Source organism: Pelomonas candidula (assembly GCF_043555985.1).
In the GTDB taxonomy this organism is placed as follows: domain Bacteria; phylum Pseudomonadota; class Gammaproteobacteria; order Burkholderiales; family Burkholderiaceae_C; genus Pelomonas; species Pelomonas candidula.
The window spans coordinates 440,731-462,100 of record NZ_JBIGIC010000004.1 but is presented as its reverse complement, the minus strand read 5'-3'; the positions used below and the strand labels follow the sequence as shown (position 1 = coordinate 462,100).

The following is a 21,370-nucleotide window of genomic DNA, read 5'->3' as shown; positions in this document are numbered from 1 at the left end:
GGGAGTTTCAGTGCCAGCCCGCGTAGCGGCCGACGTCGTTGGAAAGGGCCAAGGCCATCATCAGCATCAGGATCAGCAAGCCAGCTCGCTGCAATTGCTGCTGCCACCAGTCGGAGACGGGGCGGCCGCTCAGACCCTCGAAAAGATAATACATGAGGTGTCCGCCATCGAGCATCGGCAGCGGCAGCAGGTTAAGGACCGCCAGGCTCATCGAAATCTTGGCGAGGAAGTCCAGGAACGGAGAGAGCCCTGCTCGCGCCGACTGGCCCGCGTAGTCTGCAATCGTCAGCGGGCCGCTGAAATTCTTTACCGATGCTTCACCAATCAGAATGCGCCCGATCAGCTTCACGGTCGTCACTGCCATGTCCCAGCTTTGCTGGGCGCCGTGCAGCAGGCCGTCGAGCAGGCCGTAGCTGACGGTGAGGGTCTCGGGCCGCGTTCCGATGCCGATCTCCAGCCGCGCTATGCGGCGCCCGCCATCGTCGACCAGCCGCGGCGTGGCGCTCAGTTCCATCACCTGCCCGGCCCGCTCGACGTGCAGGGCCAACGTGCGCGGCTGTTCACCGTCATGGGCGCGCCGGATGGCGTCACGCAGGAAGCCGGCATCCGGCACCTCCTGGCCGTCGATGCTCAGCACGCGGTCGCCGGTCAGCAGGCCCGCTGCAGCCCCCGCACCACCGGCGATGACCTGCCCGATCACGGGCTCGGACAGCGGCGCCAGGCCGATATCGTTGAACAGCTTGGCATCAGGCGAGTGGCCGGCCAGTTGCTCGGTGTCCAGCCGCACGCTGCGCGAGCCATGCCCCTGCGCATCGGTGACGGAAAGGTGCACGCCCTCGCCCAGCGCCTGCGCCCGCCCGACGGCAGCTTGCAGGTCGACCAGCGAGGCGACGTCGTCCCACTGCTGGCCGTCGCTGGACACCGCCCGAACCCAGTCGCCAGCATGCAGCCCCGCGCGCTCGGCCAGCGACGCCGCGGGCGGCGTGCCCAGCACGGCCTTGGGCTGCTCGCTGCCCATCCACGCCACCGCGGCGAACAGCAGGATGGCCAGCACCCAGTTGGCCGCCGGACCGGCCACGATGACGGCGGCACGCTGACCGACCGACTTGTTCTTGAAGGCCTGCTCGCGCTCGTGCGGCGCGATGGGCTCGTCGCCCATGCCCAGCATGCGCACGTACCCACCCAGCGGCACGGAGCTGATCGCGAACTCGGTGCCGTTGCGGCCGACGCGACTCCACAGCACGCGGCCGAAGCCGACGGAGAAGCGCAGCACCTTGACGCCGCAGGCCCTCGCGACGCGGTAGTGGCCCCACTCGTGGATGGGCACCAGGATGCCGATCGCAACGATGAACCAGAAGGCGCTCTGGATCTTCTGCGTCAGGTCCATGCCGCTACCTGTCGCTGTGCGAGTTCGCGCACTCGCGCATCCAGCGCGAGCAGACCGTCGATGCTGGCGCGGTCGGCCGCAGTCGGAGCAATGGCGCCAAGGCAGTGCGCGTTTAGGGCATGGATGCGGTCGAAGCGCAGGCGGCCGTTCAGGAACGCATCGACGGCAACCTCGTTGGCCGCGTTCAGCACCGTCGTGCTGCCCTCCGGGGCGCGCAGCGCCTGCCAGGACAGGTGCAGGCCGGGGAAGCGCACGGCGTCGGCCTCTTCGAACGTGAGGCTGGGCGTCGTCAGCAGGTCCAGGCGGCTGGCGCCGGACGTGATGCGCTCGGGGAAGGACAGGCCGTAGGCGATGGGCACGCGCATGTCAGGCGTGCCGAGCTGCGCGAGGACCGACTGGTCGCGGCAGACCACCATCGAGTGGATGATGCTCTGCGGGTGGATCAGCACGCGGATCTGCTCGGGCGCGAGGTCAAACAGCCAGCGCGCCTCGATGACCTCCAGCGCCTTGTTCATCATCGTCGCCGAGTCGACCGAGATCTTGCGGCCCATGACCCAGTTCGGGTGGGCGCAGGCCTGGTCGGGCGTCACGTCGGCCAGCGTCTTCGGATCGCGGCTGCGGAACGGGCCGCCGGACGCGGTCAGCACGATATGGTCGATGCGGTCGCGCCAGGTCGTGCGGTCTTCCGGCAGGCACTGGAAGATGGCCGAGTGCTCGCTGTCGATGGGCAGCAGCGTCGCGCCGCCCTCCTCCACCGCGTGCATGAACAAGGCACCGCCGACAACGATGGCCTCCTTGTTGGCCAGCAGCAGGCGCTTGCCCGCGCGCGCCGCGGCGATGGCGGGCGCCAGGCCAGCGGCACCGACGATGGCGGCCATGACGGTGTCGACGTCCGGATGCGCGGCAATCTCGGCCAGTGCCGCGGCACCGTCCAGCACCTCGGTGCGGCTGCCGGCCTCACGCAGCCGTTCGCGCAACTGCGAAGCGGCCTCGCGCTGCGGCATGACGGCGAAGCGCGGCTGCCACGTCAGGCACTGGGCCAGCAGTTCGTCGACACGGCTCATTGCGCTCAGCGCGACGACCTCGTAGCGCTCGGGGTGGCGGGCCAGCACGTCCAGCGTGTTGACGCCGATGGAGCCGGTCGAGCCAAGGACGCAGACGCGTTGACGGGTCATGAGGGGATCACAGGCTGATCAGCGCGAGGGCCAGCGGGAACGCCGGCAGCAGCGCGTCGATGCGGTCCAGCACGCCGCCGTGGCCCGGCAGCAGGCCACTGCTGTCCTTGGCGCCGACGGCGCGCTTGACGAGGGATTCGAAGAGGTCGCCGACGACACTCATCGCGGCGAGGAAGACCACGGCCAGCAGCGACACGATGCCATGACGCTGCACCAGCAGCGTGAAGACGCTGGCCGAATCGACGCCCAGCTTCATGTCGATGACGTGGACCCAGACAACGCCCAGCAGGATGACGCCGATCTGACCGCTCCACACGCCCTCCCAGCTCTTGCCGGGGCTGATGCTGGGCGCGAGCTTGCGCTTGCCGAAGGCGCGGCCGCCGAAGTAGGCAGCAATGTCGGCCATCCAGACGAGGCAGAACACCGACAGGATGAAATTGATGCCATGGACCTTGGCCTGCACGATGGCCAGCCAGGCTCCCCACAACAGTAGCGCGCCGAGGGCCAGCCGGCCGACGGGGGCGATCTGCGGCCAGCCGGCCGGACCGGCGCGCAACGCATAGGCGCCGCCCAGTACCCAGACACCGGTGGCCAGCCACCAGACCCACGAAGGTGGCGCTTCCAGGCCGCCGATCAGCAGCGTCCAGACGCACGCCAGTGCCAGCGCCACGCCGGCCGCGATGGCGCCGGTTCCAGGCAGGCCATTGAGCCGCGCCCATTCCCAGCCGGCCGCGCCGATCATCAACACGGTAAGCCCGGCGAAGTACCACGGCGAGGCGGCAAACAGCGCCGGCAGCAGGACGGCCAGCAGCACGACGGCGGTGATGACGCGGGTCTTGAGCATGCTGGGGTCCCGTCAGGCCTCGGCCGGGGTTTCCTTGACGCCGCCGAAGCGGCGGTCGCGTTCGTGAAAAGCCGCAATGGCTGCATCCAGCTCACGCTCGCCGAACTCGGGCCACAGGCAGTCCGAGAACACGAACTCGGTGTAAGCCACCTGCCAGAGCAGGAAGTTGCTGATGCGCACCTCGCCGCCCGTGCGGATGAAGAGGTCGGGGTCCGGCGCATGCGCCATGGCCATGAACTCGGACAGCTTGGCCTCGGTCAGCTCGTCGGCCGGCACACCGGCGGCGATGGCCTTGCGGGTTGCCTGCACGATGTCCCAGCGGCCGCCGTAGTTGAAGGCGACGTTGAGCGTCAGCTTGGTGTTGTGCAGCGTGCTGGACTCGGCCTCGTTCCACGCGTTGCGCAGCTTGTCGGAGACAGCGTCGCGGTCGCCGACGATGCGGATGCGCACCCCCATCGCACCCATCTTGGCGAGGTAGCGGCTCACGGCCGCCAACACCAGGCCCATCAGGCCGGAGACCTCGTCGCTGGGCCGCTTCCAGTTCTCGCTGGAGAAGGCAAACACCGTCAGGTGCTCGATGTCGCGATCGATGCAGGCCTGGACGATCTTGACGAGGGCATCCACGCCGGCCTTGTGGCCGAAGAAACGCGGCAGGAAGCGCTTCTTGGCCCAGCGTCCATTGCCATCCATGACGATGGCGACATGGCGCGGCGGCGCCAGGCGGTCTTGAGCCACGGTGGAGAAAGCGTTCAAACCGCGAGGATCTCGGCTTCCTTGGCCGAGATCAGCTTGTCGATCTCGTTGATCACCCGGTCGGTGAGCTTCTGCACTTCGTCGAGGCTGCGACGCTCGTCGTCCTCGCCGATCTCCTTGTCCTTCAGCAGCTTCTTGGCCTGCTCGTTGGCGTCGCGGCGCAGGTTGCGCACGGCCACCTTGGCGTCTTCGCCGGTGTTGCGCACCACCTTGGTCAGGTCCTTGCGGCGCTCTTCGGTCAGCGGCGGCATCGGCACGCGGATCAGGTCACCCTGGCTTGCCGGGTTCAGGCCCAGGTCGCTCTCGCGGATGGCCTTCTCGATCTTGGCACCCATGCCCTTTTCCCAGGGTTGGACGGAGATCGTGCGGGCATCCAGCAACGTCACGTTGGCCACCTGCGAGATCGGCACCATGGAACCGTAGTAGTCGACGCTCACCTGGTCCAGGATGCCGGGATGGGCACGACCCGTGCGGATCTTCTGCAGTTCGCCTTTCAGCGACTCGACGGACTTGGCCATCTTGGCCTCGGCGTTCTTCTTGATGTCTGCGGTGCTCATGATCTGTCGTCTCTCGTAGCTTATTGACCTTGCGGGACTCGCCGCCCGAGCGAAGCGAGTAGCTCTGTCCCCAAACTGACTTACACGTGGACCAGCGTGCCTTCGTCCTCGCCCTGCACGACGCGCTTGAGCGCACCCGCCTTGAAGATGCTGAACACCTTGATCGGCAGCTTCTGGTCGCGGCACAGCGCGAACGCCGCGCCGTCCATGACCTGCAGGTTGCGCGAGATGGCCTCGTCGAACGTGATGCTGGAATAGCGCGTCGCTTCGGGGTTCTTCTTGGGGTCGGCGGTGTAGACGCCATCGACCTTGGTGGCCTTCAGCACGATCTCGGCACCGACCTCGGCACCACGCAGAGCGGCGGCGGTGTCGGTCGTGAAGAAGGGGTTGCCGGTGCCGGCGGCGAAGACGACAACCTTGCCTTCTTCGAGGTATTGCAGCGCCTTCGGGCGCACATACGGCTCGACGACCTGGTCGATGGCGATGGCCGACATCACGCGGGCCGTCATGCCTTCCTGGCGCATCGTGTCGGCCAGCGCCAGCGAGTTCATCACCGTGGCCAGCATGCCCATGTAGTCGGCCGTCGCACGGTCCATGCCGACCGAGCCGCCCGCCACGCCGCGGAAGATGTTGCCGCCGCCGATGACGACGGCGACTTCCACGCCCATCTGCGTCACTTCACGGACCTCCTGCACCATGCGGACGATGGTCGCGCGGTTGATGCCGTAGGCGTCGTCGCCCATCAGGGCTTCGCCGGAGAGTTTGAGCAGGATGCGCTTGTACGCGGGCATGGTGTCCTCAGAATTCGGGGGCCTGTGGTGGCCCGGAAGTTTAAAGGGCGCCAACTTGGCGCCCTTATCTATCGCAAGAGTCTTTTACTGACCCTTGGCAGCCGCCACCTGGGCGGCCACTTCGGCCGCGAAGTCGTCGACCTTCTTCTCGATGCCTTCACCGACGACGTAGAGCGTGAAGCCCTTGACCGTCGTGTTGGCGGCCTTCAGGTGCGCGCCCACGGTCTGCTTGCCGTCGGCGGCCTTCACGAAGACCTGGTCCAGCAGCGAGACTTCCTTCAGGAACTTCTGCACCGAGCCTTCGACCATCTTGGCGACGATGTCGGCCGGCTTGCCGGATTCGGCAGCCTTCTCGGTGGCGATCTTGCGCTCCTTCTCGACCAGTTCGGCCGGCACGTCGGCGCTGGAGAGCGCGGCGGGCTTCATGGCGGCGATGTGCATGGCGACATCCTTGGCGGCCGTGTCGTCACCTTCGAACTCGACGACCACGCCGATGCGGGTGCCGTGCAGGTAGGAGGCCAGCTTGGAGCCGGTGTAGCGCTGGAAGCGGCGGATCGTCATGTTCTCGCCGATCTTGCCGATCAGACCCTTGCGCACGTCTTCCACCGTCGGGCCGAAGCCTTCCTGGGACAGCGGCAGGGCGGACAGGGCAGCCACGTCAGCCGGGTTGTGCTCGGCCACCAGGCCGGCCAGTGCGCCGACGAAGGCCAGGAACGCGTCGTTCTTCGAGACGAAATCGGTCTCGCAGTTCACTTCGATCAGCGCGCCGTTGCCGTTCACGACGGCCGACGACACCACGCCTTCGGCGGTGATGCGCGAGGCGGCCTTGCCGGCCTTGTTGCCCAGCTTGACGCGCAGGATTTCCTCGGCGCGGCCCAGGTCGCCGTCGGCCTCGGTCAGCGCCTTCTTGCACTCCATCATCGGGGCGTCGGTGCGGGCACGCAGTTCGCCCACCATGCTTGCAGTGATTGCAGCCATTTCGTTTCTCCAGATTTCGGTTGGCAAAAGGGGCCTCGCGGCCCCTTTCAGATGCAGGGTCGAAAGGGCTTACGCCTCTTCGGAGACCTCGACGAACTCGTCGCCGGCGGGGGCGACAGCAGCCAGCACGTCGGCGGTGGCGTTGGCCTTGCCTTCCAGCACGGCGTCAGCGACGGCGCGGGCGTACAGGGCCACGGCCTTGGCGGAGTCGTCGTTGCCAGGGATGACGTAGTCGATGCCTTCGGGCGAGTGGTTGGTGTCAACCACGCCGATGACGGGAATGCCCAGCTTCTTGGCTTCGGCAACGGCAATCTTGTGATAGCCGACGTCGATGACGAAGATGGCATCGGGCAGCGCAGTCATGTCCTGGATGCCGCCGATGTTCTTTTCCAGCTTGGCGATGTCGCGCTGGAACAGCAGGGCTTCCTTCTTGATCGCGGGCTGGGTGCCAGCCTCGACCTGGGCCTGCATGTCCTTCAGGTTCTTCAGGGAGGTCTTGACCGTCTTGAAGTTGGTCATCATGCCGCCCAGCCAACGCGAGTCGACGTAGGGCATGCCGGCGCGTTGCGCTTCGGCGGCGATGAACTCACGAGCCTGGCGCTTCGTACCGATCATCAGGATCGTGCCGCGCTTGGCAGCCAGCGAGCGCACGAACTTCATCGCATCGTTGAACGCGGGCAGCGTCTTCTCGAGGTTGATGATGTGGATCTTGTTGCGATGGCCGTAGATATACGGGGCCATCTTGGGGTTCCAGAAGCGGGTTTGGTGACCGAAATGGACGCCGGCTTCCAGCATCTCGCGCATCGTGACAGACATGGGTCTTACTCCGAAGGTTGTGTCTAAAATCCGGCCCGAATTGCGTTGCAGCGGCTTGAAACGTCTGTTTCGAGAACCGCCGCAGACCGCAACACCTTTGCGTGGCCGGTTTGCGATTCGTTGCAACGAGTGGGCGCTGAATTCCTCAGTCACACACCCCTCACAACCGTTCTGCCTGGGCCTTGAGGCGCAGAAAAGCGCCACCACCCCCGGCAAAACCCGCAGAGTATACACAATCCATGGCCCTTCTCAGCCGACGCCGCCGCGCAGCGGCCGCCAGCGCGCCCGCTGCGTCCTCATTCCGGGTGCCCGCTTGAGCCGCCGCGTCGCGGTGGTGGGCGCCGGCCTGGCCGGCGTGACGACGGCCTACGAACTCGCCAGACGAGGCTGCCAGGTGCAGGTCTTCGAGCGCGGCGGCAGCATCGCCGGGCAGGCCAGCTTCGCGAGCAGCGCTCTGTTGTCTCCCTTCGTGCCTCAGCTCGCCGACGCGAAGACGCCGGCACCGCTGGCCTGGCGCTGGCGCCACTGGCGCCTCAGCCGGCGCCCGGGTGATGCGCCCGCAGCACTGGCAGCACTGAGCCAGCTGGGACTCGTGCGCACGGCGGCGTTACGCCAGGAGCTGGGCCTCGATGACGAATCGACCACCGGCCTGCTCGTCGCCCTCACCGATACCAAGCGAATCGCCGCCGAAGCCCGACTGGACGGTTGGAAGGCCCTGGGCCTGCAGATCGAGCTGCTGGACGCCAAACAGGCCCGCCAGCGCGAGCCGGGGCTGAGCACCGACGCGCCGCTGGCCGGTGCACTGGCACTGGCGGGCGGTGGCGCCGGCAACGCGCGCCGCTTCGCACAGCAGTTGCGCCACCAGTCGCAGCGCCTGGGCGTGGACTTCCGCTTCCACACGACGGTACGCGCCATCACCGCGGACGGTGCTGGCCTGACCATCCGCCACGAGTACACGCCGCCGCCGGAGGTGCCGACACGCTTCGCCGAACAGGATGCCGGCGATACGCAGCCCCAGGCCACCGGGCCGCAGGACGAACGCTTCGACGCCGTCGTGCTGTGCAACGGCCTGGAAGCCCCCGGCCTGCTGGGCCAGCGCCTGCCGGGCCTAAAGCTGGCGGCCCAGCATGAGGCCTCCGTCACCGCACCGCTGCGCCTGCTCGAAGCCCACCCGGACCTCGGGCCCAAGGCTGGCTGGATCGATCCGTCCCGCGGCCTCGCCGTCGCACGCATCGGCCAGCGCGTGCGCATGACCGGAGGCACCACGATCACCGGCGCCAACGGCAAGAGCGCACCCGATTTCGAGGCCCTGCACCGCGGCCTGCAGCACTGGTTCCCGGGCTCGGTGCTGCACCAGCAGGTACAGCAAGGCCAGAGCCGACGCGCCGTGTCCGCCGACGGCCTGCCGCTGCTGGGTGCCAGCGGGCGGGCGGGGTTGTGGCTGAACCTGTCGCCCGGCGGCCAGGGCTGGGGACTGGCCTGCGGTGCCGCCCAGGTGCTGGCACAGCAGATCGCGGGGGAAGCGCAGACCCTCGACATCACCGCGCTGGGACCGCAGCGGCTGGCCTAAGCTCGCGGGCATGCACGCGCTGCTGCCCACCACCGCCGCCCTGCCGCTGTTCGACGTCGCCGCGAGCCGGCGCATCGAGACCCACGCGCTGGTCCATTCGCCCGACCTGATGGAGCGCGCCGGCCTGGCCGTCGCGAAGCTGGCGCTGGCGATCCGGCGTGGCGGCGGGCCGGTGTGGGTCGCTTGCGGCCCCGGCAACAACGGCGGCGATGGCCACGTCGCCGCACGGCACCTCGCGGCCCTTGGCCTGCCGGTCCATGTGGGCCACGACGCGCCGCAACGCCCCGCCCTCGTCATCGACGCCTTGCTGGGCCTGGGCCTGAACCGCGCGCCGTCGACCGAGCTGCTCGCCACCATCGCCGCGATGCAGGCCTGCGGCGCCCCCATCCTCGCCGTCGACCTGCCCAGCGGACTGCTCGCCGACACCGGCCAGCCCGCCGGCGAACTCGCCGTGCGCGCGGACCACACGCTCGCGCTGCTGACACTCAAGCCCGGCCTGTTCACCGGCGAGGGCCGCGCGCACTGCGGGCGCCTGTGGTTCGACGATCTGGGCATCACGCCCGACGAAGCGCCGACGGCCGACCTGCTGGGCCGCACGCCGCCGCCACACCGCAGCCCGACCGCCCACAAGGGCAGCCATGGCCAGGTGCTGGTCGTCGGCGGCGCGCCGGGCATGCAAGGTGCAGCGCGACTGGCCGCGCGGGCGGCACTGGCCTGTGGCGCAGGCCGGGTCTACATGGACTTGCTGGGCGCAGCCGCCGAGGACGTCGCCGATCCCGGGCAGCCTGAGCTGATGCGCGGCCATCTCGCCGAGCTGCCACAGGCCGTCGGCGTTATCGGCTGCGGGGCTGGCGCCACCATCGCGGCGGCGCTGCCTGAGCTGCTGCGTGGATTGCCACGGCTGGTCATCGATGCCGACGCACTGAATGCCATCGCGGCCGACGCCGATCTCCAGGATCTGCTCCGCGCACGCCCCGCCGGGAGCACCGCGCTGACGCCGCACCCGCTCGAAGCCGCCCGCCTGCTGGGCCGCGACACGGCCGGCCTGCAGGCCGACCGCCTCGCCGCGGCGCGAGAACTGGCCGGGCACCTCGGCTGCACCGTCGTGCTCAAAGGCTCCGGCAGCATCATCGCGTCGCCCGGGGAACGCCCCGCCGTCTGCGCCAGCGGCGGACCTGCACTGGCCACGGCAGGCAGTGGTGACGTGCTGGCCGGCTGGCTGGGCGGCCTGTGGGCACAACAGCCCGGAGCAAGTGCCCACGCCATCGCCTGCGCCGGCGTGGATGCCCACGGGCGCGCCGGCGAGGTGGACGGTGCGCTGCGCGCCGGCGATCTCATCGACCGCCTGGCAACGCAGCGCTGAGCCTCAACGACGCTTGCGTGTCGCGGGCTTGGCGGCAGTCTTCTTGGCGGCCTTGGCCGACGCACGCTTGGCAGCCTGCTGCGCGGCCTTGACCGGGTGCAGCGAGGCGACGACGGCTTTGCGGCTCTGCTTCACGTCGCGGTCGGTCTGGCGCACTTCCTCAAGCGCCTCGACAGCCGTCTTCGGCGCACGCTTCTTGGCAGGCGTCTTGCCCGCCGGCTTGCCTGCAGCACCGCGGCTCGGCGGGCGCACCTCGTCGGACTCACGCACGAGGCGGAAGTCGATGCGACGGCCGTCCAGGTCGACGCGGCTGACCTGCACCTGCACGCGCGCGCCGGTCGCGTAGCGGATGCCGGTGCGCTCGCCGCGCAGTTCCTGGCGCACCTCGTCGAAGCGGTAGTACTCGCCACCCAGCTCGGTGATGTGCACCAGGCCTTCGACGTAGAGCGCATCCAGCTGCACGAACAGGCCGAACGACGTGACCGCGCTGACAGTGCCGGCGAACTCCTCGCCGAGGCGGTCGCGCATGTAGCGGCACTTCAGCCAGGCCTCGACATCGCGGCTCGCCTCGTCGGCACGGCGTTCGTTGGCGCTGCAGTGCGCGCCGACGACCTCCCAGCGCTCGGCCTCGTTGCGGGCTTCCGCCGGGTTCGGCGGCGCCGCACGGCCGGGGCGCTTGGGTGCCTGCGGCACATTCATCTTGCTCGCATCCAGCGTGTACTTCTTGCCGGCCAGCAACGCCTTGATGACACGATGGACCAACAGGTCCGGATAGCGCCGGATCGGGCTCGTGAAGTGCGTGTAGGCCGGGTAGGCCAGGCCGAAGTGGCCGGAGTTGGTGCCGGTGTAGATGGCCTGCTGCATCGAGCGCAGCAGCATCTGGTGGATCTGCGCGGCGTCGACGCGATCCTTGGTTGCCTCGGCAAGCTGCTGGAACTCGCGCGGCGACGGATCGTCCGAGATGCTCATACCGATGCCCAGCGAGCGCAGATAGTTCTGCAGCGTCTGGCGCTTCTCGGGCGTGGGGCCTTCGTGCACACGGAACAGCGCATGGTGCTTGTTGGACTGGATGAAGTCCGCCGAGCAGGTGTTGGCGGCCAGCATGGCCTCCTCGATCAACCGGTGCGCATCGTTGCGCGTGCGCGGGATGATCTTCTCGATGCGGCCGTTGTCGTCGCAGACGATCTGCGTCTCGGTGGTCTCGAAGTCCACCGCGCCGCGCCGGCCGCGCTCGGACAGCAGCGCGCGGTAGACCTCGTGCAGATGCAGCAGATGCGGCACGAGCTCGCGGCGCTTGGCAGCCTCGGGGCCGTGCGTGTTGCCGAGGATGGCGGCAACCTCGGTGTACGTGAAGCGCGCGTGCGAGCTGATGACGGCCGGGTAGAACTGGTAGGCCGTGACCGTGCCGTCGGTGGACACGAGCATGTCACAGACCATGCTGAGCCGGTCTTCGTACGGATTCAGCGAGCACAGGCCGTTGGACAGCTTCTCCGGCAGCATCGGGATGACGCGGCGCGGGAAGTAGACCGACGTGGCGCGCTCGTAGGCATCGGCATCCAGCGGCTCGCCGGGCTTCACGTAGTGCGACACGTCGGCGATGGCGACCAGCAGCCGCCAGCCGTCAAAGGCCTTCTTGCCGCGCCCCTGCTTGAAGGGCTCGCAGTAGACCGCGTCGTCGAAGTCGCGAGCGTCCTCGCCGTCGATGGTGACGAGCGGCACGTCGCGCAGGTCGATGCGGTTCTTCAGGTCGACAGCACGCAGCTTCTCGGGCAGCTTGGCGGACTGCGCCAGCGTGTCGGGGCTGAAGCGGTGCGGCACGTCGTACTTGCGCACGGCGATCTCGATCTCCATGCCGGGGTCGTCGATCTCGCCCAGCACCTCGACGACGCGGCCCACCGGCTGCGAGTACAGCGACGGCGGCTCGGTCAGCTCGACGGCGACGACCTGGCCAGCCGTCGCGTTGGCGATGCCGTTCTTGGGGATCAGGATGTCCTGCCCCATGCGCCGGTCTTCCGGCGCGACGAGCCAGACGCCGGACTCCAGCAGCAACCGTCCGATGATGGGCCGCTTCTTGCGCTCAAGGATCTCCAGCACCTTGCCCTCGGGGCGGCCACGCTTGTCGAAGCGCGTCACGCGCACACGCAGGCGGTCGCCGTGCATGACGGTGTGCGTCTCCTGCGAGGACAGGTAAACGTCGGCCGAGCCGTCGTCGGGGATCAGGAAACCATGCCCGTCCCGGTGGCCCTGCAGCGTGCCCTCAACCTCGCCGAGCAGGCCGGCTCCATCGCCCGTAGGCGAAACATTTGTGTTCTTCAAGTTTTTGATGATATAGTCTCTGTTTTCCTGAAACGGCCCAGGACTTCTTCAGAAGTTTTGAGCACCTTGCCCAGGTGGCGGAATTGGTAGACGCACTAGTTTCAGGTACTAGCGGGTAACTCCGTGGAGGTTCGAGTCCTCTCCTGGGCACCAAACAAAAGAAAAAGGCCAGCACGCAAGTGCTCGCCTTTTTTGCTTTGGCGCCCAGGAGAGGACTCGAAGGGCACGTCGGCAAGGACCGAGGACAAGCCCTGCGGCTTGTCCGACGCCTCGACGAAGGATTCGCGCATGCAGGCGCGAATCCGGCTGCCGGGGTCGCCGGAGGTGACCGAGTCCCCGCCGATGGCCCCTCGATGGAGCCTTCGGCGAGTGGTGGCACAAACCGAGCTTCTGCGCATCGTGCCACTCACACCACGTCTTTAAACGACGAACTTCTTCGCCAGCGCCTCCGGCCCCATGCCGTCGTACTCCTCGAACGGCTGGTGAATCCACGGCGAGGTTTCCAGCATCTCGACGTAGTAGTCCGGCGTGTAGGCCGAGACCTTCTTCGTCCAGATGACGGCGGAGCGCAGGTCGGTGATGGCCGGCGTGCCGCGCAGGCGCTCGACCACCGCCTTCAGCGTGACGCCCGAATCGGCCAGGTCGTCCACCAGCAGCACGCGGCCAGCCAGCTCACCCTTGGGCATCGTGATGTACTTGGCCATGTCCAGGCGGCCCTGGATGGTGCCGGCCTCGGCACGGTAGGAGCTGGTGGACATGATGCCCAGCGGCTTGTCGAACACGCGCGACAGCACGTCGCCCGGGCGCATGCCGCCGCGGGCCAGGCAGAGGATCTGGTCGAACTGCCAGCCCGAGGCGTGCACCTTGAGCGCCAGGCGCTCGGTCAGCAGGTGGTACTCGTCCCAGGATACGTAGAGGTGTTTGCCGTCGTCGGTCAACATGGTGGCGTTGTCTCCGGTGTGTGATGGTGATCAGGCGGAATACGGATGGCGCAGCACGATGGTGTGCTCGCGGTCGGGGCCGGTGGAAACCATGTCGATGGGCGCACCGATGACCTCTTCCACGCGCTTCAGGTAGGCGCGTGCGTTGGCCGGCAGCTTGTCCCAGGACGTCGTGCCGAAGGTGGTCTCGGTCCAGCCCGGGAAGGTCTCGTAGACCGGCGTGCAGTCTTCGATCTCATCGGCGTCCAGCGGCAGGATGTCCAGCAGCTGCCCGTTGAGCTGATAGCCCACGCAGACCTTGATCTCGGGCAGGCCGTCCAGCACGTCCAGCTTGGTCAGGCACAGGCCGGTGATGCCGTTGATGATGATGGAGCGCTTCAGCGCTGCCGCATCCAGCCAGCCACAGCGGCGCGCGCGGCCGGTGACGGTGCCACGCTCCTGGCCGACGGTGGACAGGTGGTAGCCGACCGTGTCGGGCACCTCCCAGTCCAGCTCGGTCGGGAACGGACCGGAGCCGACACGCGTGGTGTAGGCCTTGGTGATGCCCAGCATGTAGTGCAGCATCTGCGGGCCCACGCCGGCACCCGCGGCGGCGTTGCCGGCCACGCAGTTGCTGGACGTCACGTAGGGGTAGGTGCCGTGGTCGATGTCCAGCAGCGTGCCCTGCGCGCCTTCAAACAGGATGTTCTGGCCAGCCTGGTGGGCTTTGTGGATCATGTAGCCGACGTCGGCCAGCATGGGCTTGATGGCCTCGGCCATCTTCATCGCCTGCTCGAAGATGGGCTCGAAGGTCAGCTCTTCGCCCTTCAGGTAGCCACGCAGTGCGAAGTTGTGCAGTTCCAGCAGCTCGCGCAGCTTCTTGGCGAAGCGCTCGGGGTGCTTCAGGTCCTGGGCGCGCAGCGCGCGGCGCGCGACCTTGTCCTCGTAGGCAGGGCCGATGCCCTTGCCGGTCGTGCCGATCTTGCCGCTGCCGCTGGTCTCGCGCAACGCCTCGCGGGCTTTGTCCACGGCGACGTGGAACGGCAGGATCAGCGGGCAGGACTCGCTGATGAACAGGCGCGAACGCACCTCGACACCGGCCTTCTCCAGGCGCTCGATCTCGCTCAGCAGGTGCGTCGGGTCCAGCACGACACCGTTGCCGATGTAGCAGGCCACGCCGTCGCGCATGATGCCGCTGGGGATGAGCTGGAGCGCCGTCTTCACGCCCTTGATGACCAGCGTATGGCCGGCGTTGTGGCCACCCTGGAAACGCACGACGCCTTCGGCGTGATCGGTCATCCAGTCGACGACCTTGCCCTTGCCCTCGTCACCCCACTGGGTGCCGACGACGACCACATTGCGTCCGCGCGCGGTTTGGCTCTGCATTTGATTTGCCTGCTTTGCTTGGGATTGGAAAGGGGTCGTCGCGCCTCAGAGCGCCCGGACAACCCACTCAGTGTGCTCGCGAACCAGTTCGCGGTCACAGTCGAATTCATCGGCCTCGTGCTCATGGCCGGGCAGCACACAGACCACCGTCTCGCCCTGCTCGCGCAGCGCGCGCACGGCCTGGCGCAGCGAGGCATCCTCGCCCCAGGGCGCACGCACGGCAGCGCGCAACGGCGTGGCGGGCACCAGCGTCACCAGCGTCTTCAGGTCCAGGCTGAAGCCGACGGCCGGGCGGCGACGGCCGAAGACCGCCCCTACCTCGTCGTATCGGCCACCGCGCAGCACGGCGTCGGAGCAGCCCGACGCGTAGGCCGCGAAGCGGATGCCGGTGTAGTAGGCGTAGCCCTGCAGGTCGGCCAGGTCGAAGCCCAGGCTGACCTCGGGGTGGACGGCCGACAGATGACCCGCCAGCCAGCCCAGGTCAGCCAGTGCCGCTTGGACCAGCGGATGAGCGGGCAGGCGGCGGGCCGCCTCGGCCAGCACCTCGCGGCCGCCGAACAGGCTCGGCAGCGCCAGTAGCGCATCGCGCGCCGTGACGGGCATGTCGGCGGTCAACGCGGTCAGCGCAGCCACGTCCTTGGCCGCCAGCGCCGCGGTCAGCGCGTCCAGCCCCTCAGGCGTGAGCTTGACGCCGTCCAGCACGCCCTGCAGCAGACGCGCGTCGCCCAGGTCCATCATGACGCCCGTCAGGCCGGCGCGGCGCAGCGCGTCCAGCGCGAGGTCCTGCACTTCGAGGTCGGCCTCCAGGCCGGCATGGCCGTAGACCTCGACGCCGAACTGCAGCGGCTCGCGGCTGGTGTTGAGGCCGTCGGGCCGCGTGTGCGCGACGGGGCCGCAGTAGCACAGACGCGTCACGCCCTGGCGGTTCAGCAGGTGTGCGTCGATGCGGGCGACCTGCGGCGTCGTGTCGGCGCGCACACCGAGAGAGCGGCCGGAGAGCTGGTCGACAAGCTTGAAGAGCTTGATCTCGGAGCCGCTGCCCGTGCCGGACAGCAGGGAGTCGAGGTGCTCCAGCAGCGGAGGGATGACGAGCTCGCAGCCATAGCTGCGGGCCATGTCGAGCAGCTCTCTACGCAGCTCTTCGATGCGGCGCGCCTGGGAAGGCAGGACATCGGCGATGTGCTCGGGCAGCAGCCAAGCAGAGGACATGGGCGCAGGCTAGGCGGTTAAAAACGGCATTGTACCTATGCCCTTTCCGACCGAGCCTTCAGATCAGCGCAACCACAGCAATCCCAGCAGACCCAGCACGATGCTGGCCAGGCCCATGAAGCGGATCTGCCCGTCGCTCAGGGCCAGGATGCGGCTGAAGACCTCACGCCAGCGCGCAGGGCTGATCAGGGGCATCAGCCCCTCGATGACCAGCACCAGCGCCAGCGCGGCCCACAGATCGCTCACTTGTGTCCAGGTGCGGCAGGCGTGGCACCGGAGCCCCGCATGGCCTTGAAGAAGTCGCTGCTGGGGTCGACGACCATCACGTCGCTCTTCTTCGCGAAGCTGGCGCGGTAGGCCTCCAGCGAACGATAGAACTGCGCGAACTGCGGGTCGCGGCCGAAGGCGTCGGCGTAGATCGCCGAGGCCTTGGCATCGCCCTCGCCCATGATCTTCTGCGCGTCACGGGTGGCTTCGGCGACGATGATTTCGGCCTGGCGATCGGCATCGGCCTTGATCTTCTCGCCCTCGGCGGCGCCGGTGGAGCGTGCCTCGGCGGCCACGCGCTTGCGCTCGGAGTCCATGCGGCGGTAGACCGACTCGGTGATGCTGGAGGCGAAGTCCACGCGCTTGATGCGCACGTCCACGACCTCGATGCCGAACTGCTTGGCCTCGTCGGCCAGACGCGTACGCACGTCCTGCATGATCTTCTCGCGCTCGGTGGCCAGCACGGCGATGACGGTGCGCTTGGTCACTTCCTCGTTGAAGGCAGCCTGCACGACCGGCGCAAGGCGGTTCTCGACGTTACGCGTGTCAGGCCCGCTGTTGCGGATGAACTGGCGCGGGTCGGTGATGCGCCACTTGATGAGCCAGTCGATGACCAGGCTCTTCTTCTCGGCCGTGAAGATGGCGCGCGACTCGGGGCTGTCCAGCGTCTGCACGCGGCGGTCCAGCAGCACGACGTTCTGCAGCGGCGGTGGCAGCTTGAACTTCAGGCCGGGCTCGGTGATCACTTCCTTGATCTCGCCCAGCGCGTAGACGGCAGCGAACTGGCGCTGGTCGACGATGAAGAGCATGGACGACAGCAGCATCAGGGCGACGAGGGCGCCGGCGACGATGGCGGCAATACGGTTCATTCGATGGGTCCTCGATCAGCGGCCGTCACGGCTGCGCTGGTTGTCGCGGCTGCGCGGGTCATTGGCGCCGGGCACGGTCTGCGGCTCGGGCAGCGTGGTGGGCTGCGGCGTGGACACGGTCACGGTGCCGTTGCCACCCTGCTGCAGCAGCTTGTCCAGCGGCAGGTACAGCATGTTGGAGCCGCTGCGGCCATCCACCATGACCTTGCTGACGTTGCTGTAGACCTGGCGCATCGTGTCGATGTAGATACGGTCGCGCGTGACCTGCGGTGCCTTCTGGTACTCGGCCTGCACGCTCTTGAAGCGCTGCGCATCACCTTCGGCCGTCGCGATGACGCGGGCCCGGTAGCCCTCGGAGCGCTCGTGCAGCTTGGCGGCTTCGCCCTGCGCCTGAGGAATCACCTGGTTGGCGTAGGCCTGGGCGTCGTTCTTCGCGCGCTCGCGGTCGGCGTTGGCCTTCTGCACGTCGTCGAATGCAGCCTGCACCTGTTCCGGCGCCTGCACGCTCTGCAGATTGACGTTCTTGACCTGGATGCCCGCCTTGAGCCGGTCGAGCTGTGCCTGGATGGACTTGACGAGATCGGCCGCGACCGCGTCGCGCTGCTCGTAGAGCACCGAGTCCATCGTGCTCTTGCCGACGATCTCGCGCACGGCCGATTCGGCGGCCAGCATCACGGCCTGCTCGGGATCGCGGTTCTCGAACAGGAAGTCCTTCAGGTCACGGATCGTGAACTGCACCGTGAAGCGGATGTCGACGATGTTCTCGTCCTGCGTCAGCATCGACGAGTCGCGCAGGCCCGTGGCCGCGACCACCGACGTGCGGCCCACCTCGACCTGGCGCAGCTGCGAGACCGGCTGCACCTCATGCGCCTGGAACGGGTAAGGCAGGCGCCACTGGAAGCCGGCATCCACCGTCTTGCTGTACTTGCCGAACGACGTGACGACGCCCTGCTGGCCTTCCTGCACGATGAAGAAGCCGCTGGCCAGCCAGCCCAGCGCAACGACGCCGGCGATGAGGCCCAGGCCGATGCCGGCACCCTTCATGTCCGGCGAGCCGCCGGCACCACCGCTGGACGACCCGCCGCCCTTGCCACCGAACAGACCCGACAGCTTGCGGTTGAAGTCACGCCAGAGCTCGTCGAGATCGGGTGGGCCGTCGTTGCGGCCGTTGTTCAGCAGCCGGCCCGCGGCTCGTGCGATGGGCGTCATCAGACGATGCGCCCAAGGGCGTGTTTGGGAAGTGCTGCTCATGCCTGGGTAGGGTCTGAGGAAGAGGGTTCTTCGAGGTCCGACGGATCAACGTCGAAACGTGGGTCCCGCTCGTCGGGAATCAAGGGCTGGGCCTGCATGGCCGTCGCGATCAGTTGCCGAAGCTCGGCCAGCCCGTCGCCTTGGACGGCGCTGACGAAGACGCGTGGCGTGGGCTCGGTGGAACCGTTGGGGCGCAGCACGGCGTCGACGACCTCGCGCGGGCGCTGGTCGTCGGCCAGCAGATCCTGTTTGTTGTAGACCAGGATCTGCGGCACGTGGCCGGCACCGATTTCCTCCAGCACGCGCTCGACCTCGGCCATCTGCTCGTCCAGCACGGGGCTGGCGGCATCGACGACATGCAGCAGCAGGTCGGCATCGGCCGCCTCCTGCAGCGTCGCGCGGAAGGCCTCCACAAGCTTGTGCGGCAGGTCACGGATGAAGCCCACCGTGTCGGACAGCGACACGCTGGCGCCGGCCTGCTCGAGGTAGAGCGAGCGCGTCGTCGTGTCCAGCGTCGCGAACAGCTGGTTGGCGGCGTAGGCACGCGCCTTGGTCAGCGCATTGAACAGCGTGCTCTTGCCCGCGTTCGTGTAGCCGACCAGCGAGACCTTGAAGACGCCGTTGCGCGAGCGGGAGCGGCGCTGCGTGCTGCGCTGCTTCTGCACCTGCTTCAGGCGCTCCTTGGTCTTCTTGATGCGGTCGTCGATCATGCGACGGTCCAGCTCGATCTGCGCTTCGCCGGGGCCGCCGCGCATGCCGATACCACCGCTCTGCCGCTCCAGGTGGCTCCAGCGACGCACCAGCCGCGTGGCCAGGTATTGCAGCCGCGCCAGTTCGACCTGCAGCTTGCCCTCGTGGCTCTGGGCACGGGCAGCGAAGATCTCGAGGATCAGCGCCGTCCGGTCGGCGACCGGCACGCCCAGCACCTTCTCGAGGTTGCGCTGCTGCGCCGGCGAGATGGCCTGGTCGAACAGCACCGTGTGGGCCTGGTGGGCCTGCACGAGCAGCTTGATCTCGTCGGCCTTGCCGGAGCCGACGAACAGCGCCGCGTCCGGCGCCTGGCGGCGCGCGATGACCTTGGCGACCGGCGTGTCGCCCGCCGATTCGGCCAGCAGCGCCAGTTCGTCCAGGCTTTCGTCAAAGCCCTGTTTGGCGGACTGTCGACCGAAATCGACGCCCACAAGAATGGCGCGCGCCGCCTCGGAGGGCGGCGTCGCGGTGTTGGCAGAGGTCGAGGACAAGGGGGCGGGATCAGGCGTCCGCGGGAGCGTCGCCGGCGTGGAAGTTGACCGCGCGGCCCGGCACGACGGTGGAGATCGCGTGCTTGTAGACCATCTGGGTCACGGTGTTGCGGAGCAGCACGACGTACTGGTCAAAGGATTCGATATGGCCTTGCAGCTTGATGCCGTTGACCAGATAGATGGAGACCGGCACATGCTCTTTGCGCAGCAGGTTCAAAAAGGGGTCCTGCAAAAGTTGGCCTTTGTTGCTCATCGGTATGCTCCGAGTTATCGGGGGTGGGGACTACGGGTAAGACCTTAACACAGGGTCTCCGCCGTGCTGGCGGTCACCCTAGGTCTTTTCGTCGAAGGGATTCTTCGAAGAACGTAGCTCTATCTTCAGCGGCGTGCCGACCAGCTTGTAGTGGGCACGGATGCGGCCTTCCAGGTAGCGCTTGTAGACCTCGGTGACGCCGTCCAGCGCGTTGCCATGGATGACGACGATGGGCGGGTTCTGGCCGCCCTGGTGGGCGTAGCGCAGCTTGGGGCGCGAGACGCCGGAGCGCTTGGGCTGCTGATGCTCCACGGCCTCCAGGATGAGGCGGGTCAGCACCGGCGTGGTCATCTTGCGGTAGGCGGACGCGTAGGCATCGGCCATCGCGTTCCACAGGCTGCTCAGGCCCTGCCGCTTCAGCGCCGAGATGTTGTGCATCGGCGCGAACTTCAGGAAGGCCAGGCGCTGCTCGATCTGGCGCTTCAGCGTCTCGCGCTGGTAGCTGTCAACGGCGTCCCACTTGTTGCAGGCCAGCACGACGGCACGGCCACTGTCGAGGATGTAGCCGGCGATGTGGGCGTCCTGATCCGTCACGCCCTGCGTGGCGTCCAGCAGCAGCAGCACGACGTGGGCATCGGCGATGGCCTGCAGCGTCTTGACGACCGAGAACTTCTCGATGGCTTCGAAGACCTTGCCCTTGCGGCGCAGGCCGGCCGTGTCGATGAGCTTGAACTTCTGGCCGTTGCGCTCGAAGTCCACGGCAATCGCATCGCGCGTGGTGCCCGGCATGTCGAAGGCGACGAGGCGCTCCTCACCGAGCCAGGTGTTGATCAGCGTACTCTTGCCGACGTTGGGGCGGCCGGCCACGGCAAGGCGGATGACGCCGTCCTGCTGCGGGCCGGCGCCGAACTCTTCGCTGGTGTCCTCGAACGGCTCCAGCACGGCGTCCAGCAGACTGCGGATGCCCTGGCCGTGAGCCGACGAGATCGGGTGCGGCTCGCCCATGCCCAGTTCGTGGAACTCGGCCAGCAGCGGCGAGTCGCTCATGCCTTCGGCCTTGTTGACGGCCAGGTGCACGCGCTTGTTGACGCTGCGCAGGTAGCGGGCGATGTCGCTGTCGTGGGCCGACAGGCCCAGGCGGACGTCTACGACGAAGATGACCGCATCGGCCTCGGCGACGGCCTGCTTGGTCTGCTTGGCCATTTCCTTGACGATGCCGGTGGAGCTGTCGGGCTCGAAGCCGCCAGTGTCGATGACGATGAACTCGCGGTCGCCCAGGCGGCCGTCACCGTAGTGGCGGTCGCGCGTCAGGCCGGCGAAGTCGGCCACGATGGCGTCGCGCGACTTCGTCAGGCGGTTGAACAGCGTCGACTTGCCCACGTTGGGGCGGCCGACCAGGGCGATCACAGGTTTCATTTCGCGGG

Annotated in this window: 20 protein-coding genes and 1 tRNA gene; 3 read left to right on the top strand and 18 right to left on the bottom strand. The window is 67.8% G+C overall.

All coding sequences use genetic code 11. From position 1 onward, the window contains the following. Positions 1-7: 7 nt before the first annotated feature. The 8 genes from rseP to rpsB all read right to left on the bottom strand — a co-directional run bounded on the left by rseP (position 8) and on the right by rpsB (position 7,301). Complete coding sequence (gene rseP / locus ACG04R_RS10910) at positions 8-1,387, bottom strand: RIP metalloprotease RseP (RefSeq protein WP_394409499.1); 1,380 nt, start codon at positions 1,385-1,387, stop codon at positions 8-10. Continuing rightward, positions 1,378-2,562: a 1-deoxy-D-xylulose-5-phosphate reductoisomerase gene (gene ispC / locus ACG04R_RS10905; protein ID WP_394409496.1), complete on the bottom strand. Its 1,185-nt coding sequence runs from the start codon at positions 2,560-2,562 to the stop codon at positions 1,378-1,380. Before ispC ends, rseP begins: the two co-directional genes overlap by 10 nt. Positions 2,563-2,569: 7 nt before the next feature. After that, positions 2,570-3,406 (bottom strand): phosphatidate cytidylyltransferase, encoded by an 837-nt coding sequence (locus tag ACG04R_RS10900; RefSeq protein WP_394409493.1) that lies wholly within the window; start codon positions 3,404-3,406, stop codon positions 2,570-2,572. Between the two features lie 12 nt (positions 3,407-3,418). Next, positions 3,419-4,159: a polyprenyl diphosphate synthase gene (uppS, locus tag ACG04R_RS10895; protein ID WP_394409490.1), complete on the bottom strand. Its 741-nt coding sequence runs from the start codon at positions 4,157-4,159 to the stop codon at positions 3,419-3,421. Beyond that, positions 4,156-4,716 (bottom strand): ribosome recycling factor, encoded by a 561-nt coding sequence (gene frr / locus ACG04R_RS10890; RefSeq protein WP_394409487.1) that lies wholly within the window; start codon positions 4,714-4,716, stop codon positions 4,156-4,158. The genes uppS and frr overlap by 4 nt, the downstream gene beginning before the upstream one ends. An 80-nt stretch (positions 4,717-4,796) precedes the next feature. After that, positions 4,797-5,507, bottom strand: a complete 711-nt coding sequence (gene pyrH / locus ACG04R_RS10885; RefSeq protein WP_394409484.1) for a UMP kinase — start codon at positions 5,505-5,507, stop codon at positions 4,797-4,799. 84 nt (positions 5,508-5,591) lie between these two features. Next, positions 5,592-6,485 carry a translation elongation factor Ts gene (tsf, locus tag ACG04R_RS10880; RefSeq protein ID WP_394409481.1) on the bottom strand — a complete coding sequence of 298 codons (894 nt, stop codon included), beginning with the start codon at positions 6,483-6,485 and terminating at the stop codon, positions 5,592-5,594. A 69-nt stretch (positions 6,486-6,554) separates the two neighbouring features. Beyond that, the gene (gene rpsB / locus ACG04R_RS10875; protein ID WP_394409478.1) at positions 6,555-7,301 is read right to left on the bottom strand and encodes a 30S ribosomal protein S2; all 747 of its coding nucleotides are present in this window, start codon (positions 7,299-7,301) and stop codon (positions 6,555-6,557) included. Between the two features lie 313 nt (positions 7,302-7,614). Here rpsB and ACG04R_RS10870 point away from each other — a divergent pair, with 313 nt between their 5' ends. Together ACG04R_RS10870 and ACG04R_RS10865 are read left to right on the top strand one after the other, a co-directional pair. Further along, entirely contained in the window at positions 7,615-8,871 is a 1,257-nt protein-coding gene (locus ACG04R_RS10870) for an NAD(P)/FAD-dependent oxidoreductase (protein ID WP_394409475.1), read from the top strand. A gap of 10 nt (positions 8,872-8,881) precedes the next feature. After that, positions 8,882-10,234: an NAD(P)H-hydrate dehydratase gene (locus ACG04R_RS10865; protein ID WP_394409472.1), complete on the top strand. Its 1,353-nt coding sequence runs from the start codon at positions 8,882-8,884 to the stop codon at positions 10,232-10,234. A 3-nt stretch (positions 10,235-10,237) separates the two neighbouring features. On the opposite strand, the gene rnr is transcribed toward ACG04R_RS10865, so the two are convergent. Continuing rightward, positions 10,238-12,550, bottom strand: a complete 2,313-nt coding sequence (gene rnr / locus ACG04R_RS10860) for a ribonuclease R (RefSeq protein WP_394409469.1) — start codon at positions 12,548-12,550, stop codon at positions 10,238-10,240. Positions 12,551-12,618: 68 nt separating this feature from the next. Here rnr and ACG04R_RS10855 point away from each other — a divergent pair. Continuing rightward, positions 12,619-12,703 (top strand) — tRNA-Leu (locus ACG04R_RS10855). Between the two features lie 266 nt (positions 12,704-12,969). On the opposite strand, the gene ACG04R_RS10850 is transcribed toward ACG04R_RS10855, so the two are convergent. The 9 genes from ACG04R_RS10850 to der all read right to left on the bottom strand — a co-directional run bounded on the left by ACG04R_RS10850 (position 12,970) and on the right by der (position 21,362). After that, positions 12,970-13,491 (bottom strand): phosphoribosyltransferase, encoded by a 522-nt coding sequence (locus ACG04R_RS10850; RefSeq protein WP_394409466.1) that lies wholly within the window; start codon positions 13,489-13,491, stop codon positions 12,970-12,972. A gap of 30 nt (positions 13,492-13,521) precedes the next feature. Continuing rightward, positions 13,522-14,856 (bottom strand): adenylosuccinate synthase, encoded by a 1,335-nt coding sequence (locus tag ACG04R_RS10845; RefSeq protein WP_394409463.1) that lies wholly within the window; start codon positions 14,854-14,856, stop codon positions 13,522-13,524. Between the two features lie 45 nt (positions 14,857-14,901). Continuing rightward, on the bottom strand, positions 14,902-16,065 hold the full coding sequence (locus ACG04R_RS10840; RefSeq protein WP_394409460.1) for an ATP phosphoribosyltransferase regulatory subunit: 1,164 nt from the start codon (positions 16,063-16,065) through the stop codon (positions 14,902-14,904). Positions 16,066-16,128: 63 nt separating this feature from the next. Then, positions 16,129-16,311: a DUF2065 domain-containing protein gene (locus tag ACG04R_RS10835; protein ID WP_394409457.1), complete on the bottom strand. Its 183-nt coding sequence runs from the start codon at positions 16,309-16,311 to the stop codon at positions 16,129-16,131. Next, on the bottom strand, positions 16,308-17,201 hold the full coding sequence (gene hflC / locus ACG04R_RS10830) for a protease modulator HflC (RefSeq protein ID WP_394409454.1): 894 nt from the start codon (positions 17,199-17,201) through the stop codon (positions 16,308-16,310). Before hflC ends, ACG04R_RS10835 begins: the two co-directional genes overlap by 4 nt. Positions 17,202-17,216: 15 nt before the next feature. Beyond that, positions 17,217-18,410: an FtsH protease activity modulator HflK gene (gene hflK / locus ACG04R_RS10825; protein ID WP_394409451.1), complete on the bottom strand. Its 1,194-nt coding sequence runs from the start codon at positions 18,408-18,410 to the stop codon at positions 17,217-17,219. A gap of 38 nt (positions 18,411-18,448) precedes the next feature. Beyond that, positions 18,449-19,693, bottom strand: coding sequence for a GTPase HflX (hflX, locus tag ACG04R_RS10820; RefSeq protein WP_394409448.1), 1,245 nt, complete (start codon positions 19,691-19,693; stop codon positions 18,449-18,451). Positions 19,694-19,703: 10 nt separating this feature from the next. Then, positions 19,704-19,946 (bottom strand): RNA chaperone Hfq, encoded by a 243-nt coding sequence (gene hfq, locus ACG04R_RS10815; protein WP_056198163.1) that lies wholly within the window; start codon positions 19,944-19,946, stop codon positions 19,704-19,706. 78 nt (positions 19,947-20,024) lie between these two features. Beyond that, the gene (der, locus tag ACG04R_RS10810; protein WP_394409445.1) at positions 20,025-21,362 is read right to left on the bottom strand and encodes a ribosome biogenesis GTPase Der; all 1,338 of its coding nucleotides are present in this window, start codon (positions 21,360-21,362) and stop codon (positions 20,025-20,027) included. Positions 21,363-21,370: the final 8 nt, after the last annotated feature.